Here is a 22,139-nt window from a genome sequence, read left to right as displayed (position 1 = left end):
TCCGGAGCGGCTGATGGACCGCTTCCTGTCCTGCGCGGACTGGGCGGGCGCCGAGCGGCTGGTGGCGTCGCGGCCGTGGCTGACCGGGGACAAGGCCCTGGCCCTGCTCGCCTCATGGGAGGAGGAGGCGCGGTCCGACGCCGACCACACCACAGCGGACACCTACGAGTACCACCGGCTGCTCCTTGAGCGGTGCCGGGGCTCGGGACCGACCCGGGTGTTCGGCGAACTGACGGCGGCCGACCCCGCGCAGGAGCGGTGGGAGGAGCTGGTGCAGGCCGCCCAGGACGCGCTCGACCAGGCGGCCGAATCCGGGCGCCGTGACGACCTCGACACCGCCGTGGACCACTGCGAGCGGGCCGCCGACCGCTGTTTCACCGCGCCGCAGCGCGTGGTGGCGTACGGCCACCTCGGTGTCGCCCTGCTGCGCCGCGCCGACCGCGTGGGCTCGGCGGAGGACGTGGGCCGTGCCGTCGGCCTCCTCGACACGGTGTACGCGCTGACCCCGCCGAGCACCTCCGAACGGCTCGACGCGGTCACCAACCTGGCCTGGGCGCTCGAACTGCGGCACCGGATCGACCGGCGCCCCGCGGCCCTGGACCGGGCGGCGGAGCTGCTGCGCCGGGTGGTGGAGCGCGAGGAGCCCGCGGACCCCGACGGTCCGTGGCCGTCCGGCGCGCGCAACGCCGACATGCTGACCACTCTCGCGTCCGTGCTGCGCACACGGTACTTCGCCACCGGCACCCCCGCCGATCTGGCCGACGCCGTCGTGTGGTTCGAGCGGGCGGTACAACACGACGGCAGGTCCGCGCGGGCGTTGGGCAACCTCGGGGTGGCCCTGTCCGAGTTCTTCGGGTGTACCGGCTCCGTCCGGGATCTGCGCCGTGCGGAGGAGTGTCTGCGGGAGTCGCTCGCCGGTACGGGCGCCCGCTCGCCCGAACGGCCGGCCCGGCTGGCGCACTTGGCTTCGGTGCTCGCCGACCGTTACCTCCACGAGGGCAGGAACGCACTGGACGAGGCCGTGGCGCTGTACACCGAGGCCGAGCGCGCCGCGCCGCCGGGATCGCCGGAGCACGCGGCCCACAGCAGCGGGCTGGGCACCGTCCTGCTGACCCGGCACGAACGCCAAGGCGACCTGGCCGATCTGCGGGAGGCGGTGCGCGCCCACGAGCGGGCGGCGACCTCGCCTGGACCCGAACGGGACGACGAGGCGCTGTACCTGGATCAGTGGGGGACGAGTCTGCGGCTGAGCGCCCGGCGTCTCGACGACGCGGCCGAGGCGCACCGGGCGGTCGGGATGCACGAGCGGGCCGTCGCCCTGACCGGCGACGGCTTGCCCGATCTGCCCCTGCGCCGGGCCAACCTCGCCGCGGCGCTACGGCTGCACGCCGAACTGGCCGGGGATCGCGCCTCCTTGGTGCGGTCGGTGGAGCTTCACGAGCAGGTCCGGCGGACGGTCGGCGAGGAGTCGCCGTACACGGCCACGGTGTTGACCAACCACGCCGCGGCGCTGCGTGCCACGGCGCAGCGGACCGGTCAGCGCGCGCCGCTCGACGAGGCGATCGGGGCACTGCGCCGTGCCCTCCGCGCCACTGCGCCCGACTCTCCCGAACGGGCCGGCAGGCTCAGCGAGTTGGGTCACAACCTCGTCGACCGCGGACAGTCGGGGGACGCAGCGGAGGCCGTGCGCGCCTACCGGGAGAGCTGTCGGCTCGCCGACCCGGACAACGTACCGGTGCGGCTGGTGGCCGGCCGCGCCTGGGGCGCCTGGGCGACGCGCCGGGAGGCCCACGAGGAGGCCGCGAAGGCGTTCGACCACGCGGTGGACGCCGTCGACCTGCTCGTCCGGACACAACTGACCCGCCCCGCCGCGGAGATCTGGCTGGCGCGGGCGACCGAGGTGGCCGCGGAGGCCGCGCACGCCCACGCGGCGGCGGGTGCCCCCGCGCGGGCGGTTCTGCGCCTCGAACGCGGCAGGGCCCGCCTCCTGTCCGCCGCGCTGCGCACCACCGACGCCGATCTGCGGCGGCTCCGCGGCACCGACGCCGACCTGGCCGGACGCTTCCGGCGCGCGGCGGCCCGGCTGCACGGCCTGGAGCACGCCGCCCTGCCCCGCGACCCGGAGCACGGCGGCCCTCCGCCCGCGCGCTGAGCACGGCCGCACCCCGGCCGCTCCTCCTGTCCGGCCTGCGTAACCATCTCGATGCAGGTGCCCGCGAAGGACGCCGACTCGAACCCGGCTCCGCCCTCGAAGGACGCCGAGTCGAACCAGGCGTCGCCCGCGAAGGACGCCGACCCGCACATGGCGTCGCCCTCGAAACACGCTTCTTCGAAGTCTGCGGCGCCGATGCGGGGGCGGCGGGTGGCGGGATCGTCGAGAGCCCAGAGAAGGTCGCTGATGAGATCGGGAGTGAAAGTGGTGCCACGGTGGTCGATGTCCGCGCCGGCTTCCATCAGCGCAGCGGCGCTCATTCAGGCGGTCTCGACACGGTCGGCGTACACCCGGTAGGCCTTGCGTCCGGCCGGGGCCGCCCCTCGGCCCCAAGCGCGGCGCACGCGCGCAGGGCCGCCCGGTGGGCGCTGAGCGGCGCGGCCACCCACAGCGAATACCCCTGGCCTCGCCGGATGGACCACCCGCCTCGCAGCCCATCGCGCACCGCGACCTCGGCGGCGTCCTGGAGATGCTCGGCGAGCAGGCCGGGCACCTCATGCTCACCACCGGATCCGCATCCGCGGCCACCGCGGCCTCCGGCTGCGCCACGCTCGCCCCACCTTCACACCCCCGCCCCGCATGCACCGCAAACGCCCCAGGTCCATCCTGAGAAGGAGGACCGAGACGGCCGCTCCTGCGCTTGAGGAGGCCTCGATGACCGCCACGCACCATCACCACACCCCCGACCTGTTCGCCCTGTCTGACGTGCGCGGCCCGGTGCTGCGCCCGGGGAACGAGGGCTACGACGCCGAGGTCGCCGCCTTCAACCTGGCGGCCCGGCACGCGCCCGACGTCGTCGTGGGTGCGACAGGTGCAGACGACGTCGTCAGAGCTATGCGCTGGGCCGCCGCCACCGGCACCCCCGTCGCCGTCCAGGCCACCGGACACGGCGCCAACTTTCCTGTGGACGGCGGACTGTTGATCAACACCGCCCGGATGACCGACGTACTCATCGACGTCGAGGCGCGCACTGCGACCGTCGGCGCCGGTGTGAAGTGGCGGCTGCTGCTGGAGGCCTCGGTCCCGCACGGCCTCGCCGCGCTCAACGGCTCCGCGACGGACGCCGGGGTGGTTGGATACATCCTGGGGGGCGGGCTGCCGCTGCTCGGCCGGGCCTACGGCTTCGCCTCCGACCTGGTCCACTCCTTCCAGGTCGTCACCCCGGACGGCACCCTGCACGAGACGGACGCCGACCACGAGCCCGACCTGTTCTGGGCGCTGCGCGGCGGCAAGGGGAACGTGGGCGTGGTGACGTCCCTGGTCACCGGGTTGGTACCACTGAGCCGCGTCGTCGGCGGGGGCATCTACTGCGCCGGCGAGCACGCCGAGTCCCTGTTGCGCGCCTACGCGGACTGGGCGCCCACTGTGCCACCCGAGATGTGCACCGGCTTCACCCTGCTGCGGCTGCCCCCGATGCCGATCATCCCCGAAGCGATGCGCGGCCGCTTCCTCGCCCGCGTCGCGGTCGCCTGGACCGGCGACGCGGCCGAGGCGGATGTCCTGCTGGCACCGCTGCGTGCGGCCGCGCCGGTCGAGTTCGACACGGTGGCCGACCTGGACTACCGCAAGGTCGACGAGATCTACCAGGACCCGCAGGACCCCATCCCCGCCCGCGAGTGCTGCGCGCTGCTGCGCGACCTGACCCCCGAGGCCGTGGACACCCTTCTGGAGCAGGCAGGCCCGGACGCGGGTGAGGACTACCCGCTTCTCATGGTCGAACTGCGTCACATGGGCGGCCGACTGGCCGAACCGGCTCCCGTCGAGGACGCGGTCTGCGCCCGCGACGCCGCGTACCTGCTGGAATCGGTCGGCGTCCTGGCAGGCCCGGAGGCCGCCGCCGCGGTGGAGGCGGCCACGGCCGCCCTGTACACCGCGATGACCCCGTACGGCACGGGCCGCACAATGGTCAACCTGCACGGCGCCCCGGGCGACGACACCGACCGCGCCCGTGCCTGGACCCCAGCGATCCACGACCGTCTGCGCCGCACGAAAACGACGTATGACCCACAGAACCTGCTGCGCTACGGCCACACCGTGCCCCTGCGATAGGACCTGGCCGCATGCGTGGTCGCCTTCAGCGTCACCGCCGGCCAGGCAGGCGATGCACCCGCCTTCGAGACCGTGATGTCAGGCATCCGAGTGTCCCGCTCCAGCCCGGGCGGACCCCGGCCCGCCCCTGGCCGTTCTGGCCGACCGCGCCTGTTCCTCACGCCATCCGCAGCCACCCGCGACGCAGGGCATCCGTGCAGTCATCCCGCAGCCGTCCGACCGAGTCGGCCACCGCCTGCGGCGAGGCCGGCTCGGCGGCCGTCCGCCCGGCTTCGACAGCGAGGCTCAAGCAGCGGAACACCGTCGAGCGGTGCGCCAACCGCCTTACGCGGTGGCGCGGCCCGGCCACACGAACCGACAAGCTCGCGATCGTCTACCAGTCGGCACTCCACCTCGGGGCATCCTCATCTGGACCCGACGCTGACCGCCGAAGGACAGAACCTAGCGGTGAACAACAGGGGCTGATGCAAGGCGTGGCCCCCAGTCCGGCGGCAACAAAGCCCATGAACCGTGGTCCAACCACTCCGAGAATTGGACGGGCCGGGCGCCAGTGACGTGGTCCAAAGAGAGCGGGACGATCCGATCACAAGTAGCCCGTCCGTCCCACCACACGGTGCCAGCCAGCGAGCCGGTCAGCGCCAACAGGGTGGAAAAGCCGCAGCCGTGCTCCTGGATGACCACCGCACCGGCCGTCTTCAGGTCCTCGAACCTGTCGGCCTCGTCGGCCCAGGAACGCCAGGCTGTCCCATGCTCGGCGTCGTCATCGAATGATTCAGCCTGTGGCTCACGCCCCATCAGTTCGTCGTCGCTCTCGGCATAGGAGTCGGGATGCGGAAAGGGAACGGCCAGCAGCTCGCGCCGCCACTTCTCATTGCCGGCCCACCACCAACCACGCCCCATCCGCTCAAGCCGGAAGAGCGCCCCGCCCGCGCTCACCTCGCGCAGATACGTCCGGTACTCCTCGGGAAAGGACACACCGAGATCACGTTCGGCCTCGACGATCTCAGCTTCAGTGAGAGGTGGCTCCGTCAGGGGGCGAGCCTAGGGTCCGTCTTCAAACGGATCTTGCCCAGAGCAGGAATGACGCGAGACTGACCGCTGCTTCGTAGGAGGTGGCGGTCTTGTCGTATCTGGTGGCGATGCCACGGAAGCTTTTGAGCTGGTTGAAGCAGCGTTCGACGACGTTGCGTCGGCGGTAGATCTGCCGGTCGAATGCCGGTGGCCTGCCTCCGTGACGGCCGCGGTTGTGGCGGTGTCGCCGCTGGTCGTTCTTCTCCGGGATGGTGCACGTGATGCCGCGTTTGCGCAGGTAGGCGCGGAAGCCGCGGGAACTGTAGGCCTTGTCGGCGACGATCTGGTCGGGTCTGCAGCGGGGCCGGCCCTGGCCGGTTCGCGGTACGCGGATGCGTTCCAGGAGGGGGCGTGCGCAGATGCTGTCGTGGCGTTGGCCTGGGGTCAGCAGAACGGCGAGGGGACGGCCGCGGCCGTCGCAGGCGAGGTGGATTTTGGTGGTCAGTCCGCCTCGGGACCGGCCGAGGGCGTGATCGTCCGGTTCGTCCGGGCTGTGGATCCCCCTTTTGGGCCGGTGGCGGCGGCGTGCTGGTGGGCCCGGACGATGGTGGAGTCGATCTGGACGAGCCAGTCGATGTCGCCGGCCGCGTCAGCGCACGCTTGGATCTGTTGGAGAGCCCGGGTGAACACGCCGTCCAGGGCGTAGCGGCGGAAGCGGGTGTAGACCGTCTGCCACGGCCCATAGCGTTCCGGCAGGTCACGCCAGGAGATCCCGGTCCGGATCTTGTAGACCATCCCGTTGATGACCTGCCGGTCCGACACCCGCGGACGACCTGTCGCGGCCCGCGGTATGAGTGGAGCGAGTAACTCCCACTCCTGATCGGTGAGTTCATGGCGGCGTATCACCCCACCATGATCCATCACATGATGATCTTTGAAGACGGACCCTAGTCCGCGTCATGCAGACCTTCGGTCCGCTCACGCGGCCCTCAGCACCATGGCTGAATCAGGCTGCTCCAAGAGACACGAACTGGAGCCGCCGTGCGGCGGGGCCGGTGACCGGCTCGTATGCGAGGGCTGTGCGGGCGGGTGATGCGCCTGCCGACCGCTCCTTGCGGGCTTCGAAGCCCTGGGCGACGGCCATCACGATTTCCAGCCCGTGCTGTGATGACGCTCTTTGAAATCGGCTCTGACCGCCATTGCGTGAGCTCGGTCCGGGAGCGGCTCAGTTGGGCGGCCGAGGTTCTACGCTGACGAGGTGATGACGTTGGAGGGGGGCCTCGTGCCGCGCCCGAGCGCCCGCGTGGTGCTGGTGGACCGCCGCGGAGTTGGTCGCGACGTCCGATGTTCTGCGACCGGCTGAGTTGCCAGAACTGCTGGCGTCTTTGCTGGTGGATGGCCCACCGGCCCAGCCGGTCACCGTGGACGGCTGAGCCTTGCCGGGCTGTCCGTGATCACGGCTGTGTGAGGATCCGGTTGCGGAGGAGCTGAAAACGAGGCCCGGCCACACATGGCTCTTCTGATGGTTTTCACCCGGTTTACTTGGCCCTCGACCACGCCGGAACTCCAGGACAAGGCGAGGTCGATGGAGTCGGCCACGTCGTCCCCGACGATCAGCCACCGACCCTGCCGTTGCCCGGGCTCGGGGCCGGCCAGACCACGGCTTTTCGCGGCCTGTTCAGGGTCTTCGGGGTCGGCCCGGCGCAGTTCGATGCCGGCCTGCCCGTATCCGCTCACCTGGCTAGATCTACGGGGACCCCGGTCGTCGGTGCCTTCGCCGATGCCCGTCGCACTGACGTCGTCGGCGAAGTGGTCCCCGAACCCGTCTCCCCACTCGCGGCGACCGCGTGTCGATCACAGGCGAGGGCGGTTCAGCAGCCGGGAGAGCACGATGGCGCTCTCGGTCCGCTCGACAGGAGCGGTGGCGCGCACGCGCTGGATGGCCTGCTCCAGGTGGGTGATGTCTCTGGCGAGCATGTGGACGACGGCGTCGGCGGCTCCGGAGACGGTACAGGCTTCGACGACCTCCGGAATATCCTCCATAGCGCGGCGCAGTTCGGCGGGGGTGGGGTTCCCGGTGCAGTAGACCTCGACGAAAGCCTCGGTGTGCCAGGCCAGCGCCTGAGGATCGACGAGAGCGGTGAAACCGCGGATCGCACCCGTGGCCACCAGGCGGTCGAGACGCCGCTTGGCTGCCGGCGCGGACAACCCGGCCGCCCTGCCGATCTGGGCGTACGTGGCGCGGGCGTCGCGCAGCACGCAGCGGACGATTGCTTGGTCGATGGCGTCCATGCCTTCCCTCCCGGTCTCAGAGTGGCCGAACAGGGCGCAAGAATTCGCCACAGCCTCGCCAATCTTGCAAGAAATCGGTGATGGAGAGAAGCAAATGGCGATTGTTTGCACCGGCTGCCGAACATAGTCTCCCGCTGTCCAGATGTCACGAGACGGGATCCTGCGGAGATGACGGCAAGCCTGAGCGATGTGGAAGCCACGGCGCTGGCCGCGGTGGATGAGGCGGCCATCGCCCACTTGCTGCTGGAACTTCTCGCTGTGCCCAGCGTGACGGGAAGCGCCGCGGAGTCCGAGCTCCAGCACGTTCTGGCCCGGCATCTGGAGCGTATGGATCTCGAGGTCGACCTGTGGTCCATGAACCTGCCCGAGCTGCGCGAGCATCCGCGATTTCCGGGCTGCGAGGCCCCCCGCACGGAGGCGTGGGGTCTGGTGGGAGGCACGCCGCAGGTCGGCGACGGGCCGAGCCTGGTCCTCCAGGGGCATGTCGACGTCGTCCCTCCCGGGGACCTGGCGCAATGGCCGGGTGACCCGTTCCAGCCGCGGGTCACCGGGGACGTGGTGCACGCCCGGGGAGCATGTGACATGAAAGCCGGCGTGGTGGCGATACTCGCCGCACTCGCCGCGATACGGGCCGCGGGCGCAAGGCTGCGCGGCCAGGTGTCCGCACACTTCGTCGTCAGCGAGGAGGACGGAGGACTCGGGGCGTTCGGCACCCTCCTGCGCGGCTACACCGGTGACGCCTGCGTCATCACCGAACCGACCAGCGGCGCGCTCATGACCGCGAACGCGGGCGCCCTGACCTTTCGCATCGACGTACCCGGCCGGGCCACCCACGGCAGCACCAGGTACGCCGGAGTGAGTGCCATCGACGCCTACTTGCCCGTCCACCGCGCGCTCGCCCGCCTGGAAGCCCGCCGCAACACCGGCGCCGATCCGCTCATGTCCCGATACCCCATCCCCTACCCGCTGTCCGTCGGCACCGTGCAGGCCGGCGACTGGGCCAGCAGCGTGCCCGATCTGCTGGTGGCCGAAGGAAGACTGGGCGTCCGGCTCGGTGAGGACCCGGCCCGGGCCCGCAACGAACTGGAGGCGTGCGTGGCCGAAGCCTGCGCTGCCGACCCGTGGCTGCGCTCCCGCCCCGCCACGGTGACGTGGCCCGGCGGTCAGTTCGCCAGCGGACGGCTCCCGGCCGGACACCCGCTGGCCTCGCTGGTCGCCGACGCCCACGTCGACGTCACCGGCGGCCCCCGGCCTGCCGAGCAGGGCGCCCCGTACGGCAGTGACCTGCGTCTGTACGCCGGGGCGGGCATCCCCACACTGCAGTACGGCCCCGGCGACGTCACCCTGGCCCATGGTCCGCGGGAAAGCGTTCACGTCAGCGAGGTCGTCACCGTCACTCGGACACTGGTACTCGCCGCACTGCGCATGGTCGGCACCAAGTAGCAGCCACCAGCGCCTCGCCCTCCTGTGCTGCCCGCAGCCGGTTCGGCGAATACGGGAACCTCACTGCAGCCGGCGCCAGGGTGGACGGCCACTGCCAGGACCCGGCCGGGCAAGGTCGCGGGGCCGGTCGAGCGGCATCGGCGAGGGGACGTCCGCCCCGACGGATGCCCTCTCGCTGCGGATGCGGGCACGCTCGCGGCGCGGGGCTGCCAGCACGTCGGAGTGACGGGCATTCGCTCTGCGCCGGCGCAGACAGGCGTGCAGGGCCCGGGTCTGCACGGTGTGGTTGCGGTGGTTGGAGTTGGCGATGGTGAACTGCCGCAGCAGCCCGAAGTGCGCCCCGATCGGGTTGGCCCACGACGCGTAGGCCGGCGAGAGGCAGAGCTCGACGCGGTTATGGGTCTGGCCGGGCTTAGTGGGGCGGGTGGTGGCCGTCTGAACGATCAAGTCCTCGTCGTCAGGACCGAGCGGCCGGCGAGCCTGCCCGCACTTCTCCATTCGGGGCGGGTGTCCGCACCGGAAGGCGTTCTGCCGATCCGAGGGCACCTGGTCGACGAGGAACGGCTCGTCCAGCCGTCCCGAGCGGATCCCCCAGCGCGCCGATGATCGCTTCGGCGATGTCGGCCGGCAGCAGCCCCCGGTCGCGATCGGCCCGCGTGGCCGCCTACTTGACCGCGGCCGGCGCCGTGATCATTCGGGGAACTCGGCGACGGCCGTTCCGGTGATCGCGAGCTTCTCCACGGCCCGCACCGCGTACACGCCGCAGTAGGCGTCGGCGGGAACTTCCTCGTCCCCGGATCAGATCACGCTCGACGCGTGTGACCTGCACCATCAGCTGCTGCTCCTTTTCGCCGCCGCCGGACGTGGGGCGGGCACCGGTGCGGGGCCTCTTGACAGGCCGGTGCTTCCGGCCTCAGTCTTACCGACCAACACGCAGAATGCAATATATTGCATATGGCGGAAGGTCTTTCATGGGCACCACACACACCCGCTCCACCAGCACGGAACTGCCGCTGGCACGACCCTCGGGCTTCGTGCGGCGATGCCTGAAGACGCCGATCGGCATCCAGTCGGTCATCGCCGTCGGACTGGGGGCCCTCATCGGATCCCTCGCCCCCGCCGCGGGCGAACAGATGAAACTCCTCGGAGACGTCTTCCTGAACCTCGTGCAGGTCGTCGTCCTGCCTCTGGTCTTCCCGCTCATCGTGCTGGGCATCGCCCGCATGGAGTCGGTCAAGAAGGTCGGCCGGATCGCCGGCAAGGCCATCCTCTACTTCGAACTCGTCACCACCGTGATCCTGCTAATCGCGGTAGGCCTGGCCAAGCTCACGGACATCGGCAAGGACGCCCCCGTGCACGGCGCCGACGCCGGGGACCTCAACGGTCTGAGCCAGGGCATCGACTTCCACGAACTGGTTCTGCACGCCGTGCCGAAGAACATCTTCGCCGCGTTCGGCGAGGGCAACCTCCTCGGCGCCATCGTCTTCGCCCTCCTCGTGGGCGTTGCCATGGCCGCGATCGGGGAGAAGTCCGCACCCTTCGCCGCCGTCCTGGAGTCCGTCGCCGCGGTGATGTTCCAGGTCGTCGGCTATGTCATCCGGACCGCACCGCTGGGCGTGCTCGGGTTCATCTCCTACGACGTCGCCCACTACGGCTTCGGCAACCTGCGCAGCCTGCTCGGCTTCATCGCCGTGGTCTACGCGGGGCTGGCTGTCGTCATCGGCGTGCTCTTCCCGCTCATCGCCGCCGTCTACCGCATCCGCTACGTCGAGCTGCTCAGGTGCGTCGGCGGACTGGCCGGGATCGCGTTCGTCACCCGCAGCTCCGAGTCGGTGCTGGCCCCGCTGATGGGCAGGCTCGAAGCGTTCGGCGTCAGCCGCTCCACGACCTCCTTCGTCGTCCCTCTCGGCTACTCCTTCAACACCGACGGCTCCGTCCTCTACCAGGCCGCGGCTCTTGTCTTCCTCGCCAACGCCTACGGCGCGGACACCTCACTGCCCGCTCTCCTGCTCATGGTCGGGGTGCTGGTGATCCTCTCCAAGGGCATGGCCGGCGTCGCCTCCGCCTCCATCGTCGTCCTCATCGCCGCCGGCAACTCCGTCGGGCTGCCCGCCGAAGGCATCGCCCTGCTCCTCGGCGTCGACTTCGTGGTCGACATGGCCCGCACCGGCGTGAACGTCATCGGCAACTCGCTGGCAGCCGCCGTCGTCGACAGCTCGGAGAAGCGGCGCGAGGCCAGGCGCGCCGACCACGACAGCACCCGGCCCCCGACCGCCCCCGAGGTCACGGCCCCGCAGAAGGAAACGGCGCGGTGAGGGGCCCCGCACGGTCGGCCGAGGTCATCGGCATCCTGGGCGGTATGGGCCCCGCGGCCACCGCCGACTTCTACGCCAAGCTGGTCGCGACCACCCCCGGCTCCAGCGATCAGGACCACCTGCGGACCGTCATCTGGTCCGACCCGACCATCCCCGACCGCACCGAGGCCCTGCTGGGCGACGGCCCCGACCCCACCCCCTGGCTCCTCGACGGCAGCCGCGTGCTGCGCGAGGCCGGCGCCACCGTCATCGCCATCCCCTGCAACACCGCGCACGCCTTCGTCCCGCGGATCGCCGGCCACGCCGGCCTGCCCATCGTCCACATGATCGGCGAAGTCGCCCGCCACCTCACCGTCCGGCGCCCCGGGATCCACACCGTCGGGCTGCTGGCCACCACGGGCACCGTCCGCGCGGGCCTGTATCAGGAGTGGCTGGACCGCTTCGGGATCCGCCTCGTCCTGCCGGACGGCGACAGTCAGGACCGGGATGTCATGACGGCGGTCCGCGCGGTGAAAGCCGGTGCCCGCGACGGCACGGCGTCCGAGCCGCTCGCCCGCGCCGCGCGGCGGCTGACCGATCGGGGCGCCCAGGCGGTGATCGCCGGCTGCACCGAGATCCCCCTGGGTCTTCCCGCCGACGCCGTGGACGTTCCGCTCGTCGACCCGTCGCTCATCCTGGCCCAGGCCCTGGTCCGCCTGGCCACCAACAGAAGCACCACGGGATAGGGCGTCGGCCGAGCAGCGATGTACTGTACGCAATATGTCACTCGACCGCCCTGTCTCCCGCCGACTTCTCAGCGACGAGGTCTTCCAGCGGCTGCGCGACTCCATCGTGCGCGGCGAACTCGTCCCCGGCGAGAAGGTCAGGGACGGTGAGCTCGCCGAGCGCCTCGGCCTCAGCCGCACCCCGGTGCGCGAGGCGCTCGCACGGCTCGCCGACATCGGCCTGGTGGAGGCCAAGCCCGGCGTCTACACGCGCATCACCACCCTCAACCGCCGCGATGTCGAGAAGACCCTTGCCGTCCTGCGCTCCCTCGACCGGCTCGCGATCGAGACGGCCGTGCCGGTCATGACCGACCAGGCCCTGCGGCTCATGCGCGAAGCCAACCGGGACTTCGAACGGGCCGTCGCCGCCAACGACATCGACGCCGCCCTCGCGGCCGACGACCGCTTCCACGCAGTCCCCCTCGCGGCCGCGGACAACCCCGTGCTCAGCCGGATCGTCGAGCAACTCCACCCGCAGATCCACCGCATCCTCTACCGCAAGTTCTCCACGCTGTTCGGCGGCCGCAACACCATCGAGCACCATGATCAGCTCATCGACGTCTGCGCGGACGGCGACGCGGTCGCCGCCGCCGAACTCTCCGCGCACCACTGGTCCGAACTCGGCGGACACATCAACCAGCTCTTCGACACCAACCAGTTCGCCGAGACGGCTACCGGTCAGCCGAACCGGCACCCGTGACGCGGCGGTCACCCGGGCGGTCACGGCCGGTCTGTCACGGCCGGTCTGTCACGGCCGGTCGGGGCCCCGGCCCGTGACCCGGTGGCGCGCCGGCGCGGGTGCGCCGCATCGGGCAGGACGGTCACGATGGGTGCGACCAGGTCCGCCGGCGTGACCTCGCCGCCCGGCCGCTCGCACCGGTGGAGTCTCCGAAGACGACCGGGGACGGGCCCGACCACCCCATCAGGCGCTGGACCGGGTGACCAGTCCGGTGGGCAGGATCAGCGGGGTCGGGTCCTGACCGTCGAGGAGTGCGATCAGCATGCGGGCCGTCTCCCGGCCGAGAGCCGTGATGGGTTGATGGACGGTGGTGAGCGGCGGGTCGGCGATTTTGGCGATCTCCAGGTCGTCGAAGCCCACCACGGCGACGTCGGCGGGAACCAGCCGGCGGGCTCCGCGCAGGCTGCGCAGGGCCCCCGCGGCCATGTTGTCGTTGGCGGCGAACACCCCGTCCACATCGGGGTGGCTCTCCAGCAGGGCGGCCATGACGGCGGCGCCGCTGGGCTCGGTGAAGTCCCCCTCCAGCGGTGGGAACGGATCGAGACCGGCCGCCAGCACGGCGTCGCGGTATCCGCGGTACCGGGCTCGGCCGGCTTCGGTGTCCAGCCGTCCGCAGATCGCGGCGACACGAGTCCGGCCATGGGAGAGCAGGTACTCGGTGGCCTCGCGCGCTCCCCCGACGTTGTCGACGTCCACGTACCACCGCGGAGCCGGCCCTACCGGGCGGCCGCCGAACACGACGGGTATCTCCGCCTCCTGGGCCATCCGGGCCAGCGGATCGTCCTCGCGCAGCGCCATCAGCATGACGCCGTCGGCGCCCCTGGACCGGAACAGCTCTTCCACCCGCTTGCGCCCCCGGTCGGAAGCGGCCAGGCAGAGCATGAGGTGCAGGTCGGCCTCCTCCAGGGCGGCCGACGCCCCCACGATCACCTGGGCGAAGAACGGGTCCGCGAAGATCGACGGATCCTCGCCGGAGACGACCAGGGCGGCCGCTCCCGTCTGACGGGTGGCCAGGGCACGGGCACGCGGGTTGGGCACGTAACCGAGCTGCCGGACGACCCGTTCGACCGCCTCCCGTTTGGCGCGGCTGACATGCGGAGCGTTGTTGAGGGCGCGGGAGGCCACAGATCGGGAGACGCCGGCGAGTGCGGCCACCTCGTCGAGCGTCGGCTGCCGCCGAGGCGCGGCTTCTGCCATGGACCGTGGGCCTTTCCGTCATGGCCCCGAAAAGCCGGAGAATCCGGTAACCGGAGCCCTTCGAGGTCGGGGCGAGAGCTGGAAGCGCTTCCAGTTCCAGGACTCTAGATCCTCTCCTTCGCCCTGGGAAGGCATCTGACGCTCTGCGGTCGCCCGCACGAGCACGTGACCAGTGCTTCTTGCATGGGCGCTTGACAGTTCTGACGCCCCGCCACACCATACCGACCACACCCCAAGGCTCTCCGCGTTACTGGGAACGCTTCCAGTGGGAGCGCTCCCAGGGGCACCAACCTCCGCACCTCCGCACCTCCGCACCTCCGCACCTCCGCAGCGCGTCGCATGCTCGGGACGAGCGCGTGCGACGCATCCCCGCCAGGAAACCGAGGTTCAGTCATGCGCCGCAGGCTCCGCGCCCTCGTGACAGCGTTCTTCGCTCTGCCGCTGGCACTCGCCGCCGCCCCGTCGGCACACGCCGCCGACCCGACCACCATGACCAGCGGGTTCTACGTCGACCCCGACGCCAGCGCGAAACGGTGGGTCGCCGCCAACCCCGGCGACGGCCGGGCCCCCGCGATCAGTGCCTCCCTCGCCAACACTCCGGCCGCCCGCTGGTTCGGCTCCTGGAGCGGGGCCATCGGCACCGCCGCCGGCTCGTACGCGGGGGCGGCGGACCGCGCGGACAAACTGCCCCTCCTCGTCGCGTACAACATCTACAACCGCGACTACTGCGGCGGCCATTCGGCGGGCGGCGCCGCCTCGCCGGCCGCGTACGCGAACTGGATCGCGCAGTTCGCCGGCAGCATCGCCAACCGCCCGGCGGTAGTGCTTCTCGAACCGGACTCCCTCGGGGACTACGGCTGCATGAACCAGGCCCAGATCAGCGAACGGCAGGGCATGCTCAGCGGCGCCCTGAGCCAGTTCAGCCGACAGGCCCCCAACACCTGGGTCTACCTCGACTCCGGCAACCCGGGCTGGGCCGACGCTGCGACCATGGCCCAGCGGCTGCACAACGCCGGTCTGCGGCAGGCCCACGGCTTCTCGCTCAACATCTCCAACTACTTCACCACGGCGGAGAACACCGCCTACGGCAATGCCGTCAACCGCGAACTGAGCTCCCGGTACGGCTACACCAAGCCGTTCGTCGTGGACACCAGCCGCAACGGCAACGGCTCCAACGGCCAGTGGTGCAACCCCTCCGGCCGCCGCATCGGCACTCCCACCCGGCTGGGCGGAGGCGCCGAGATGCTCCTGTGGATCAAGACCCCGGGTGAGTCCGACGGCAACTGCGGCGTCGGAGGCGGCTCCTCGGCCGGTCAGTTCCTCCCGGAGGTCGCCTACAAGATGATCTACGGCTACTGACCCCCCGCTCCCGTGGCCCGTGGCCCCCGGCCCGCTGTCCGTGGCCCGTTTTCCGGCGAACGGGCCACGGACGGCGGGCGTTCCTCCCCTGTCCCTCCATCCCCCAGATCAGGATCAGCCATGAAAGCACCTCGCCCGCCGCGCCGAGCTGTCGCCGTCGCCGTCGCGGCGGCGCTCACCGCCTGCGCCGCTCTCACCGCGACCCAGGCTCAGGCCCGGCCGGAGCCGCAGCCCCCGTCCCAGTCCCGGGCCGCACCGAGGCAGGACGCGATCACCGCCGGCACGAGGTTCTACGCGGACCCGCACAGCAAGGCAGCACAGCAGGCCCTCGTGGACCTCAAGCACGGCGACCTCGCGAACGCCGCGAACATGGCCCGGCTCGCGAGCTGGCCCCAGGCCGAATGGTTCACCGAGGGCACGCCCGGCGAGGTGCGCGCCAAGGTGCGCCGACTCGTCCACCGGGCCGGGGCCGCGCACCGGACGCCCGTCCTGGTCGCGTACGACGTGCCCGGCCGCGACTGCTCGCAGTACTCCAGCGGTGGAGCGGCGTCCTCCGCCGCCTACCGGCAGTGGATCGACGCCTTCGCCGCCGGCATCGGCCCGGGCCGGGCGTTGGTCGTCGTCGAGCCCGACGGCCTGGCCCTCCTCCCGAAGGACTGCGGCCCCGGCACCGACCCGACCGGCGCGCTCACGGCCGCCCGGATCGCCGACCTCGGGTACGCCGTCAGGACTCTCAAGGCCCTGCCGCACACCGCGGTCTACCTGGACGCGGGGAACGTCCTGTGGCGGCCGGTCGGCGACATGGCCCAGCGGCTCCTGGACGCCGGGGTCCGCTCCGCCGACGGGTTCTCCCTGAACGTCTCCAACACCCTCCCCACCGGCCACAACGCCAGGTACGGCGCCTGGGTGGCGAAGTGCATGTGGTTCGCCACCGAGGGACCGCAGCAGGCACGCGGCCACACCGACTGGTGCGCCAGTCAGTACTACTCCTCGGCCGCCCCCAACGACGGCGTCCCGGGCAACGCCGTCGACTCGACCGATCCCGCCACCTGGCGGTGGACCGACGCCTGGTTCGACCAGAACGCGGGCGCCCCGCCGTCCGGCCGTCTGCAGCACTTCGTGATCGACACGAGCCGCAACGGCCGAGGCGCCTGGACCCCGGAGCCGGGCAAGTACAGCGGGGATCCGGAGGTCTGGTGCAACGCGCCCGGACGGGGGCTCGGGCCGCGTCCCACGGCGGCCACGGGCGTTCCCCTCGTCGACGCCTACCTGTGGATCAAGATCCCCGGCGAGTCCGACGGCAGCTGCACGCGCAACACCGGCGGCACGATCGACCCCGAGTACGGCATCGTCGATCCCCCCGCCGGCGCCTGGTGGCCCGACCAGGCCCATTCGCTGGCCCGCAACGCGGCGCCCCGCCTCGTGTTCAACCGCTGAAGGGCCGGACCGCCCTGCCCGCCCGGCCGCGGGGCGGTCCGCTCACGTACCGGGACGAGGTTCTTCCTCCAGCTTCTCGAGGAAGAACTCGCGTTCGAGGAGGAGACGTCGTTCTCGTGACCGGCCTGGGGCGGCAGCAGCCGGGAGGCCTGGAACAGGCGTCGCCCGCCGCACAGCGCGGCGAGCCCGGCGGCGTAGGACGGCTCGTCGCCGTCACCGGTCGTCGGGCGGGTCCGGCCGGCGCGCTGCCGGCGCCAAGGTCGTCCAGTGGGCCGCCGGCAGCGGCGCAACCAGGAATGGCAGCCCGTCGGAGTCTGATGCCCCGGCCGCGCACGTCAACGACGACCAGGGCATCGGCGCCGGCACACCGCATTCGCCGGAGCCGGCCCGTTCGGGGGTGAAGCCGGTCAGCCGTGGAGGGGTCAGGGGGCGGCCACGACCACGTTGAACCAGGGGGTGCTGAGCGACCGCAGCGGCGAGTCGAGCTTCTGCATGCTCAGCCGGTAGGTCCCGGCCGGGAGAACTCCGCCGCCGGGCAGGGGGGCCAGCGGCAGGTACCGGCCGCCTGGGCGGGTCCCGCTACGGGGTTTCAGCCGGCTCGAGCAGTGCGGCCTTCACGCGCCGCGGTTGGAGACCCCGGACAGCCCGGCGGGCCGCGTCGTCATCGATGGGCAGTCGCCGTGGCTGCTTGAGACGCACCGTGCGCCCCCGCTGGCCGAGTAGCCCCAGAGACCCTCGCCAGGCTGCCCTGCGCCGCCGGCCTCCGGCAGTCTCACGCGCTGCCCCGTCCCGGGTGCTGACCGATGGGGGCAGGACCTGGTCATAGCCTTACGGCCGTACGGACCAGGCCGGCCAGGGCGAGGGAGCGGCTGTGCGCGGGCCAGGCGATGTGGGTCACGACGGGAGGTGCGTCGGTCAAGGGAACGGCCGCGTGCTCGGCCCACAGCCAGGAGCGGGCGGAGTCGGGGACGACCGCCACGGTGCGTCCGAGGGCGATCAACTGGGCCAGTTGTGTCTGGTTGTGGACCTCGGGGCCAGGGCCGGGGGCGTAGGCGCCGCGGGTGGGCCAGCGGGCGAGCGGCAGACCGGGGACGTCCCTGACATCGGCCAGGGACAAGGTCTCGTGAGCGGCGAGAGGGTGCCCGGCAGGCAGGACGGCGACCTGCCCCTCGGCCGCCAGTGCCTCGCTGTCGAAGCCGGCGAGGGAGTTCCACGGCGTGTGCATGAGCGCGACATCGGCGCGTCCGTCGCGCAGCAGTTCTTCCTGCTCGCAAATGCCGCACGGCAGCACCTCGATCTCGGCGCTGTCGGGTTCGGCCGCGTAGCCGTCGAGAAGCTTCCGCAGCAGTTCGTGAGACGCAGCGGCCTTCACCGCGAGGACCAGCCGGTCACGGGGGCCGCCGGGACTGTCGGCACCGCCGGCGCGCCGGGTGCGGCGAGCGGCGGCGGCGGTCGCGTCGAGGGCCGCCCGGCCCTCGTGCAGCAGCACCTCTCCGGCACCGGTCAGGCGGACACCGCGGCGGTTGCGCTGCAGCAGGCAGACCCCTAGGCGCCGTTCGAGCTGCTGGATCGCCCGCGACAGCGGCGGCTGGGCCATGCCGAGGCGCTCGGCGGCGCGCCCGAAGTGCAGTTCCTCGGCGACAGCCACGAAGTACCTCAACTCGCGGGTCTCCAGGGTGTGCACGGTCGCAGCATACGCGGTGATACCTGACAGGTATGACAGGGCACCGTATCGGTGTTGGCCGCGCTATTCGTCCGAGGGCCACCATCATCAGCATGAGCGAAACGATGATCGCGCTGGTGACCGGCGCGAACAAGGGCATCGGGTACGAGGTCGCGGCCGGGCTGGGCGGCCTCGGGTACCGCGTGGGCGTGGGAGCCCGTGATGCGTCCCGGCGTGAAACCGCCGTCGGAAAGCTGCGCGCCCTCGGCGTGGACGCGTTCGGGGTGCCGCTGGACGTGACCGACGACCGGAGCGTCACCGAAGCCGCGGAGCTGGTCGAAGGGTTGGCCGGGCGCCTGGACGCTCTGGTCAACAACGCCGGCATCTCGGGCGAGATGGGCCCGGGGTGGGAGCAGGACCCGACCGCGCTCGACCTGGAGGTGCTCCGCACGGTCGTGGACACCAACGTCATGGGTGTCGTCCGGGTGACCAACGCGATGCTGCCGCTCCTGCGGCGCTCGGCCTCGCCGCGTATCGTCAACGTCTCCAGCAGCGTCGGCTCCCTGGCGCGGCAGGCGGACCCGGACACCGAGATCGGGCCGATCATGGCGGCCTACGCGCCGTCGAAGTCGTTCCTCAACGCCCTCACCGTGCAGTACGCCCGGCAGTTCGCCGGTACGAACATCCTGATCAACGCGGCCTGTCCGGGCCTGGTCGCGACCGACTTCACAGGCTTTCACGGACCCCGCACCCCTGAACAGGGCGCGGCCACAGTTGTCCGGCTCGCCACACTGCCCGACGGCGGCCCGAGCGGTTCGTTCTTCGAGGACGACGGCGTCGTCCCCTGGTGATCACGAACTGCCCTCAGCCGACGAAGCCCCGGCGGGTCCACGAAGCGGCGCGGGCGGTCCGGATCAGATGAAGCAGCGGGAAACATCCATCCGACCGGGACCGAGCAAGAGCTGAGCACGAGATGCCCGCACTGCGGATCGATGAGGATTCTCGGCGGCCGCCTGACAGACTTTCTCCACTCTCGGGGCAGGCTGTCCTGCCGCCGGTTCTTCGAGGTCGCGATCGACGCCGTCGCACTTCGGTGGCTTCTACGGCGAGTGACCGGAGGCTGAGCACGTCCCGGGATGGCCGGGACAGGCATGGTCGCGGCCTAACGAGTCGTCACATGATTCACCCTCCGGCGAGACTGGTGCCGGACAGGTCCATGGGGACACATCGCCACCATGACAGGTGTCGACCCCTGTGCTTTCACGGAATTGAGCGACAGGCATTGACGATCGCGATGGGATGTCTATCATCCAAAGAGTCCGAAACACCGAGTGCTGTTCGATTTTTCGGACAAGGTGACAGGGGCCCGGTGCTGACCACTCCGGCTCCCGTACGGCGACGCAAGAGCGACAGCACCCCGCTGCACCAGCACCGTCCCCTCAGGTACGGCCCCTCTGCTCTACGCCGTGAGCACGGACCGGTTCCCCTCAGTGTTGAAGCAAGGCCGCTCACCACACCTTGGAGTCCGGCATGCCCCCAGCACCCCGACGCTCTGTCCTGCCCCTCTCCTTCATCCCCCACCGCGTCGCGCACGCAGCGCACGTCATTCGGCGGCCATGGCAGCCGCGTGCGTGGCGACTCTCCTGGTCACGCAGCGGGCCGCCCTGATCTCGCCGGGCCCGGCGTCGGCAGCCGCCGAAGGTCCCCGTGACCTCTACGCTGCCGGCGGGACGCCGTGCGTCGCGGCGCACAGCGCCGTGGGTGCCCTGTACGCGTCGTACCACGGCCCGCTCCACCAGGTCAGGCACTCCTCGGACAACGCGACCAGAAACATCGGGGTCGTGGCTGCCGGCGGTGTGGCGAACGCGGCGGTCCAGGACTCCTTCGGTGCGGGCTCGAGCTGCGTCATCACGGGGGTGTACGACCAGTCGGGTCACGGCAACACGGCGCCGCCATGACCTGGGTGCCGGGCGAGGTCTGGAGGTTCTTCACACAGTTGTGAAGCCCCTCCCCCGCATCGGGCGAGACAACCGACGCCGACGGAGCTCACTGATGCACAGGCATTCAAAGCTGCGTCCCGTGCAGCACGCACTGCAGAGTTCCCGGGACGACGACGGGAGCGTGCACATCCAACGCAAGGGCAAAGCGCACGTCCAGACACGCAGCCGGGAGCTTCACCCCGCCGGGCCACCGGCCCCGCCCCGGTGGCCACCGTGCCGCCGGGGCACGCGGCCCGACGGCACGGACCCTCGACAGAAACGGAGGCACCCCACCCATGAAGAGGTTACTTCCCGCGCTGACCGGGCTCGTCGCCATGTGCCTGACGGTCGCGGCAGGTGCGCTGACATCGCCCGTGCCGGCCTCGGCGGCGACGCCAGTCGCGGCGACACTGACCGAAGTCACCGGTTTTGGATACAACCCGTCGAACCTGAGGATGTACGAATACGTACCGCAGAACGTCGGTGCGCATCCGGCTGTCCTGGTGGCCAACCACTACTGTGGCGGCTCCGGACCGGCCATGTACTCGGGCAGCGAGTTCGCCTCGCTGGCCAACCAGCACGGGTTCATCGTCGTGTACCCGTCGGTCACCCGCAGCAGCAAGTGCTTCGACGTGTCGTCACCGCGCGCCCTGACCCACAACGGCAGCAGTGACCCGGCGGGCATCGTGTCGATGGTGCGGTGGGAGCAACAGCACCGGAGCGCCGACCCGAACCGGGTCTACGCCACCGGCTTCTCCTCCGGAGCGATGATGACGAACGTGCTGCTCGGCGACTACCCCGACGTCTTCAAGGCCGGCTCGGCATTGTCGGGCGTGCCCTTCGGCTGCTTCGCCACCACGAACGGCTCGGAGTGGAACAGCGACTGCTCCGCCGGCAGAATCACCAAGACGCCCCAGCAGTGGGGCAACCTCGTGCGCACCGCCTATCCGGGTTACGCCGGGCCCCGCCCGCGCATGCAGGTGTGGCACGGCACGCAGGACACCACACTGAGCTACGTCGACTTCGGTGAAGAGATCAAGCAGTGGACCAACGTTCTCGGTGTGAACCAGACGCCCGTCCTCACCGATCACCCCAAGTCGACCTGGACCCGAACCCGGTACGGCGGCACCGGCACCACCGCACCGGTCGAAGCGATCAGCGTCCAAGGCGTGGGCCACAGCCTGCCGCAGAGCGGCATGGTACCGATGGCCCTGCAGTTCATGGGCCTGATCTGACCGGCATCGGGACGGACACGGGGCGCTGCCACCCGCATACATGCCGGTGAAAGACGCCTCCGCCGATCTCCACGCTGCTCGTCGCCAATCCCGCCCATGGCGGCTCGACCCACCGTGTCGCGCCCTCCCGACTTGCCCACCTGGCGGACAGGGACCGTCACGCCGGTGCACGCGTGTGGGGAGAAGCCGTCTTGCCGTCGAGTCCGAGGAGGACGTTCAGCTGAACCGTGCTCGGCCGGGGAGCCGCGAACAACTGCTTCCGCGTGCCGAGCACATCAGCAGGGGGTGCGGACCGCCCACCGCGGCCGTTCAGCAGATCCCGGAGGCGAGCGCCGTCGAGGGGGTGAAGCGTGAAAGCACCACCGGCTTCCGCGCCGAGGCCGCGCTGGCACGGCATTCGGCGCCAGGTTCCTCCGGCTTCGGTGACCAGGCGGGTGGCGTTCT

The 22,139-nt window shown here is 71.1% G+C and carries 15 protein-coding genes and 3 pseudogenes; 12 read left to right on the top strand and 6 right to left on the bottom strand.

All coding sequences use genetic code 11. The features are described from left to right. Window positions 1–13: 13 nt before the first annotated feature. The 3 genes and pseudogenes from QF032_RS38525 to QF032_RS38515 form a co-directional block, all read left to right on the top strand. Window positions 14–2,152, top strand: coding sequence for a hypothetical protein (locus QF032_RS38525; RefSeq protein ID WP_307059736.1), 2,139 nt, complete (start codon window positions 14–16; stop codon window positions 2,150–2,152). Window positions 2,153–2,866: 714 nt separating this feature from the next. Further along, window positions 2,867–4,261: an FAD-binding oxidoreductase gene (locus tag QF032_RS38520; protein WP_307059734.1), complete on the top strand. Its 1,395-nt coding sequence runs from the start codon at window positions 2,867–2,869 to the stop codon at window positions 4,259–4,261. 18 nt (window positions 4,262–4,279) lie between these two features. After that, window positions 4,280–4,685 (top strand): annotated as a pseudogene (locus tag QF032_RS38515) (IS5/IS1182 family transposase); the annotation flags it as partial. Window positions 4,686–4,702: 17 nt separating this feature from the next. On the opposite strand, the gene QF032_RS38510 reads toward QF032_RS38515, so the two are convergent. The 3 genes from QF032_RS38510 to QF032_RS38500 form a co-directional block, all read right to left on the bottom strand. Then, a complete protein-coding gene (locus QF032_RS38510; protein ID WP_307060530.1) occupies window positions 4,703–5,293 on the bottom strand; it encodes an SMI1/KNR4 family protein in 591 nt (196 codons plus the stop codon). A 22-nt stretch (window positions 5,294–5,315) separates the two neighbouring features. Then, window positions 5,316–6,175 (bottom strand): IS5 family transposase gene (locus tag QF032_RS38505; protein ID WP_373430513.1). Its coding sequence is split into 2 segments (ribosomal slippage): window positions 5,316–5,816 and window positions 5,819–6,175, totalling 858 coding nucleotides; the frame shifts between segments, so codons are not numbered across the junction. A 951-nt stretch (window positions 6,176–7,126) separates the two neighbouring features. Further along, window positions 7,127–7,564: an Lrp/AsnC family transcriptional regulator gene (locus tag QF032_RS38500; protein WP_307049297.1), complete on the bottom strand. Its 438-nt coding sequence runs from the start codon at window positions 7,562–7,564 to the stop codon at window positions 7,127–7,129. Between the two features lie 168 nt (window positions 7,565–7,732). On the opposite strand from QF032_RS38500, the gene QF032_RS38495 reads away from it, so the two are divergent. Next, window positions 7,733–9,007: an ArgE/DapE family deacylase gene (locus QF032_RS38495; protein ID WP_307049295.1), complete on the top strand. Its 1,275-nt coding sequence runs from the start codon at window positions 7,733–7,735 to the stop codon at window positions 9,005–9,007. Between the two features lie 148 nt (window positions 9,008–9,155). Here QF032_RS38495 and QF032_RS38490 read toward each other — a convergent pair. Continuing rightward, window positions 9,156–9,403, bottom strand: a pseudogene (locus QF032_RS38490) (IS630 family transposase); the annotation flags it as partial. Between the two features lie 575 nt (window positions 9,404–9,978). Here QF032_RS38490 and QF032_RS38485 point away from each other — a divergent pair. The 3 genes from QF032_RS38485 to QF032_RS38475 are packed head-to-tail and all read left to right on the top strand — an operon-like array spanning window position 9,979 to window position 12,786. Beyond that, window positions 9,979–11,322 (top strand): dicarboxylate/amino acid:cation symporter, encoded by a 1,344-nt coding sequence (locus QF032_RS38485; protein WP_307049293.1) that lies wholly within the window; start codon window positions 9,979–9,981, stop codon window positions 11,320–11,322. Continuing rightward, complete coding sequence (locus tag QF032_RS38480) at window positions 11,319–12,047, top strand: aspartate/glutamate racemase family protein (RefSeq protein ID WP_307049291.1); 729 nt, start codon at window positions 11,319–11,321, stop codon at window positions 12,045–12,047. Before QF032_RS38485 ends, QF032_RS38480 begins: the two co-directional genes overlap by 4 nt. A 34-nt stretch (window positions 12,048–12,081) precedes the next feature. After that, window positions 12,082–12,786: a GntR family transcriptional regulator gene (locus QF032_RS38475; protein WP_307049289.1), complete on the top strand. Its 705-nt coding sequence runs from the start codon at window positions 12,082–12,084 to the stop codon at window positions 12,784–12,786. 222 nt (window positions 12,787–13,008) lie between these two features. On the opposite strand, the gene QF032_RS38470 is transcribed toward QF032_RS38475, so the two are convergent. After that, window positions 13,009–14,022: a LacI family DNA-binding transcriptional regulator gene (locus tag QF032_RS38470; RefSeq protein WP_307049287.1), complete on the bottom strand. Its 1,014-nt coding sequence runs from the start codon at window positions 14,020–14,022 to the stop codon at window positions 13,009–13,011. 393 nt (window positions 14,023–14,415) lie between these two features. Between QF032_RS38470 and QF032_RS38465 the strand changes: the two genes are divergently transcribed. Together QF032_RS38465 and QF032_RS38460 are read left to right on the top strand one after the other, a co-directional pair. Continuing rightward, window positions 14,416–15,381, top strand: a complete 966-nt coding sequence (locus QF032_RS38465) for a glycoside hydrolase family 6 protein (RefSeq protein ID WP_307059732.1) — start codon at window positions 14,416–14,418, stop codon at window positions 15,379–15,381. A gap of 120 nt (window positions 15,382–15,501) precedes the next feature. Continuing rightward, window positions 15,502–16,818: a glycoside hydrolase family 6 protein gene (locus QF032_RS38460; RefSeq protein ID WP_307059729.1), complete on the top strand. Its 1,317-nt coding sequence runs from the start codon at window positions 15,502–15,504 to the stop codon at window positions 16,816–16,818. 820 nt (window positions 16,819–17,638) lie between these two features. Here the strand turns inward: QF032_RS38460 and QF032_RS38450 are convergent. Then, a complete protein-coding gene (locus QF032_RS38450; RefSeq protein ID WP_307049283.1) occupies window positions 17,639–18,502 on the bottom strand; it encodes a LysR family transcriptional regulator in 864 nt (287 codons plus the stop codon). 92 nt (window positions 18,503–18,594) lie between these two features. Between QF032_RS38450 and QF032_RS38445 the strand changes: the two genes are divergently transcribed. From QF032_RS38445 to QF032_RS38435, 3 genes and pseudogenes are all read left to right on the top strand, one after another. Then, window positions 18,595–19,332: an SDR family oxidoreductase gene (locus QF032_RS38445; protein WP_307049281.1), complete on the top strand. Its 738-nt coding sequence runs from the start codon at window positions 18,595–18,597 to the stop codon at window positions 19,330–19,332. A gap of 765 nt (window positions 19,333–20,097) precedes the next feature. Then, a complete protein-coding gene (locus QF032_RS38440) occupies window positions 20,098–20,439 on the top strand; it encodes an arabinofuranosidase catalytic domain-containing protein (RefSeq protein ID WP_373430439.1) in 342 nt (113 codons plus the stop codon). Window positions 20,440–20,756: 317 nt separating this feature from the next. Then, window positions 20,757–21,689 (top strand): annotated as a pseudogene (locus QF032_RS38435) (extracellular catalytic domain type 1 short-chain-length polyhydroxyalkanoate depolymerase); the annotation flags it as partial. Window positions 21,690–22,139 lie beyond the last annotated feature (450 nt).

Origin of the sequence: Streptomyces achromogenes (assembly GCF_030816715.1) — a bacterium.
Classification (GTDB): Bacteria; Actinomycetota; Actinomycetes; order Streptomycetales; family Streptomycetaceae; genus Streptomyces; species Streptomyces achromogenes_A.
The sequence above is the reverse complement of the archived record's forward strand: the minus strand, read 5'-3'. Positions and strand labels throughout refer to the sequence as shown.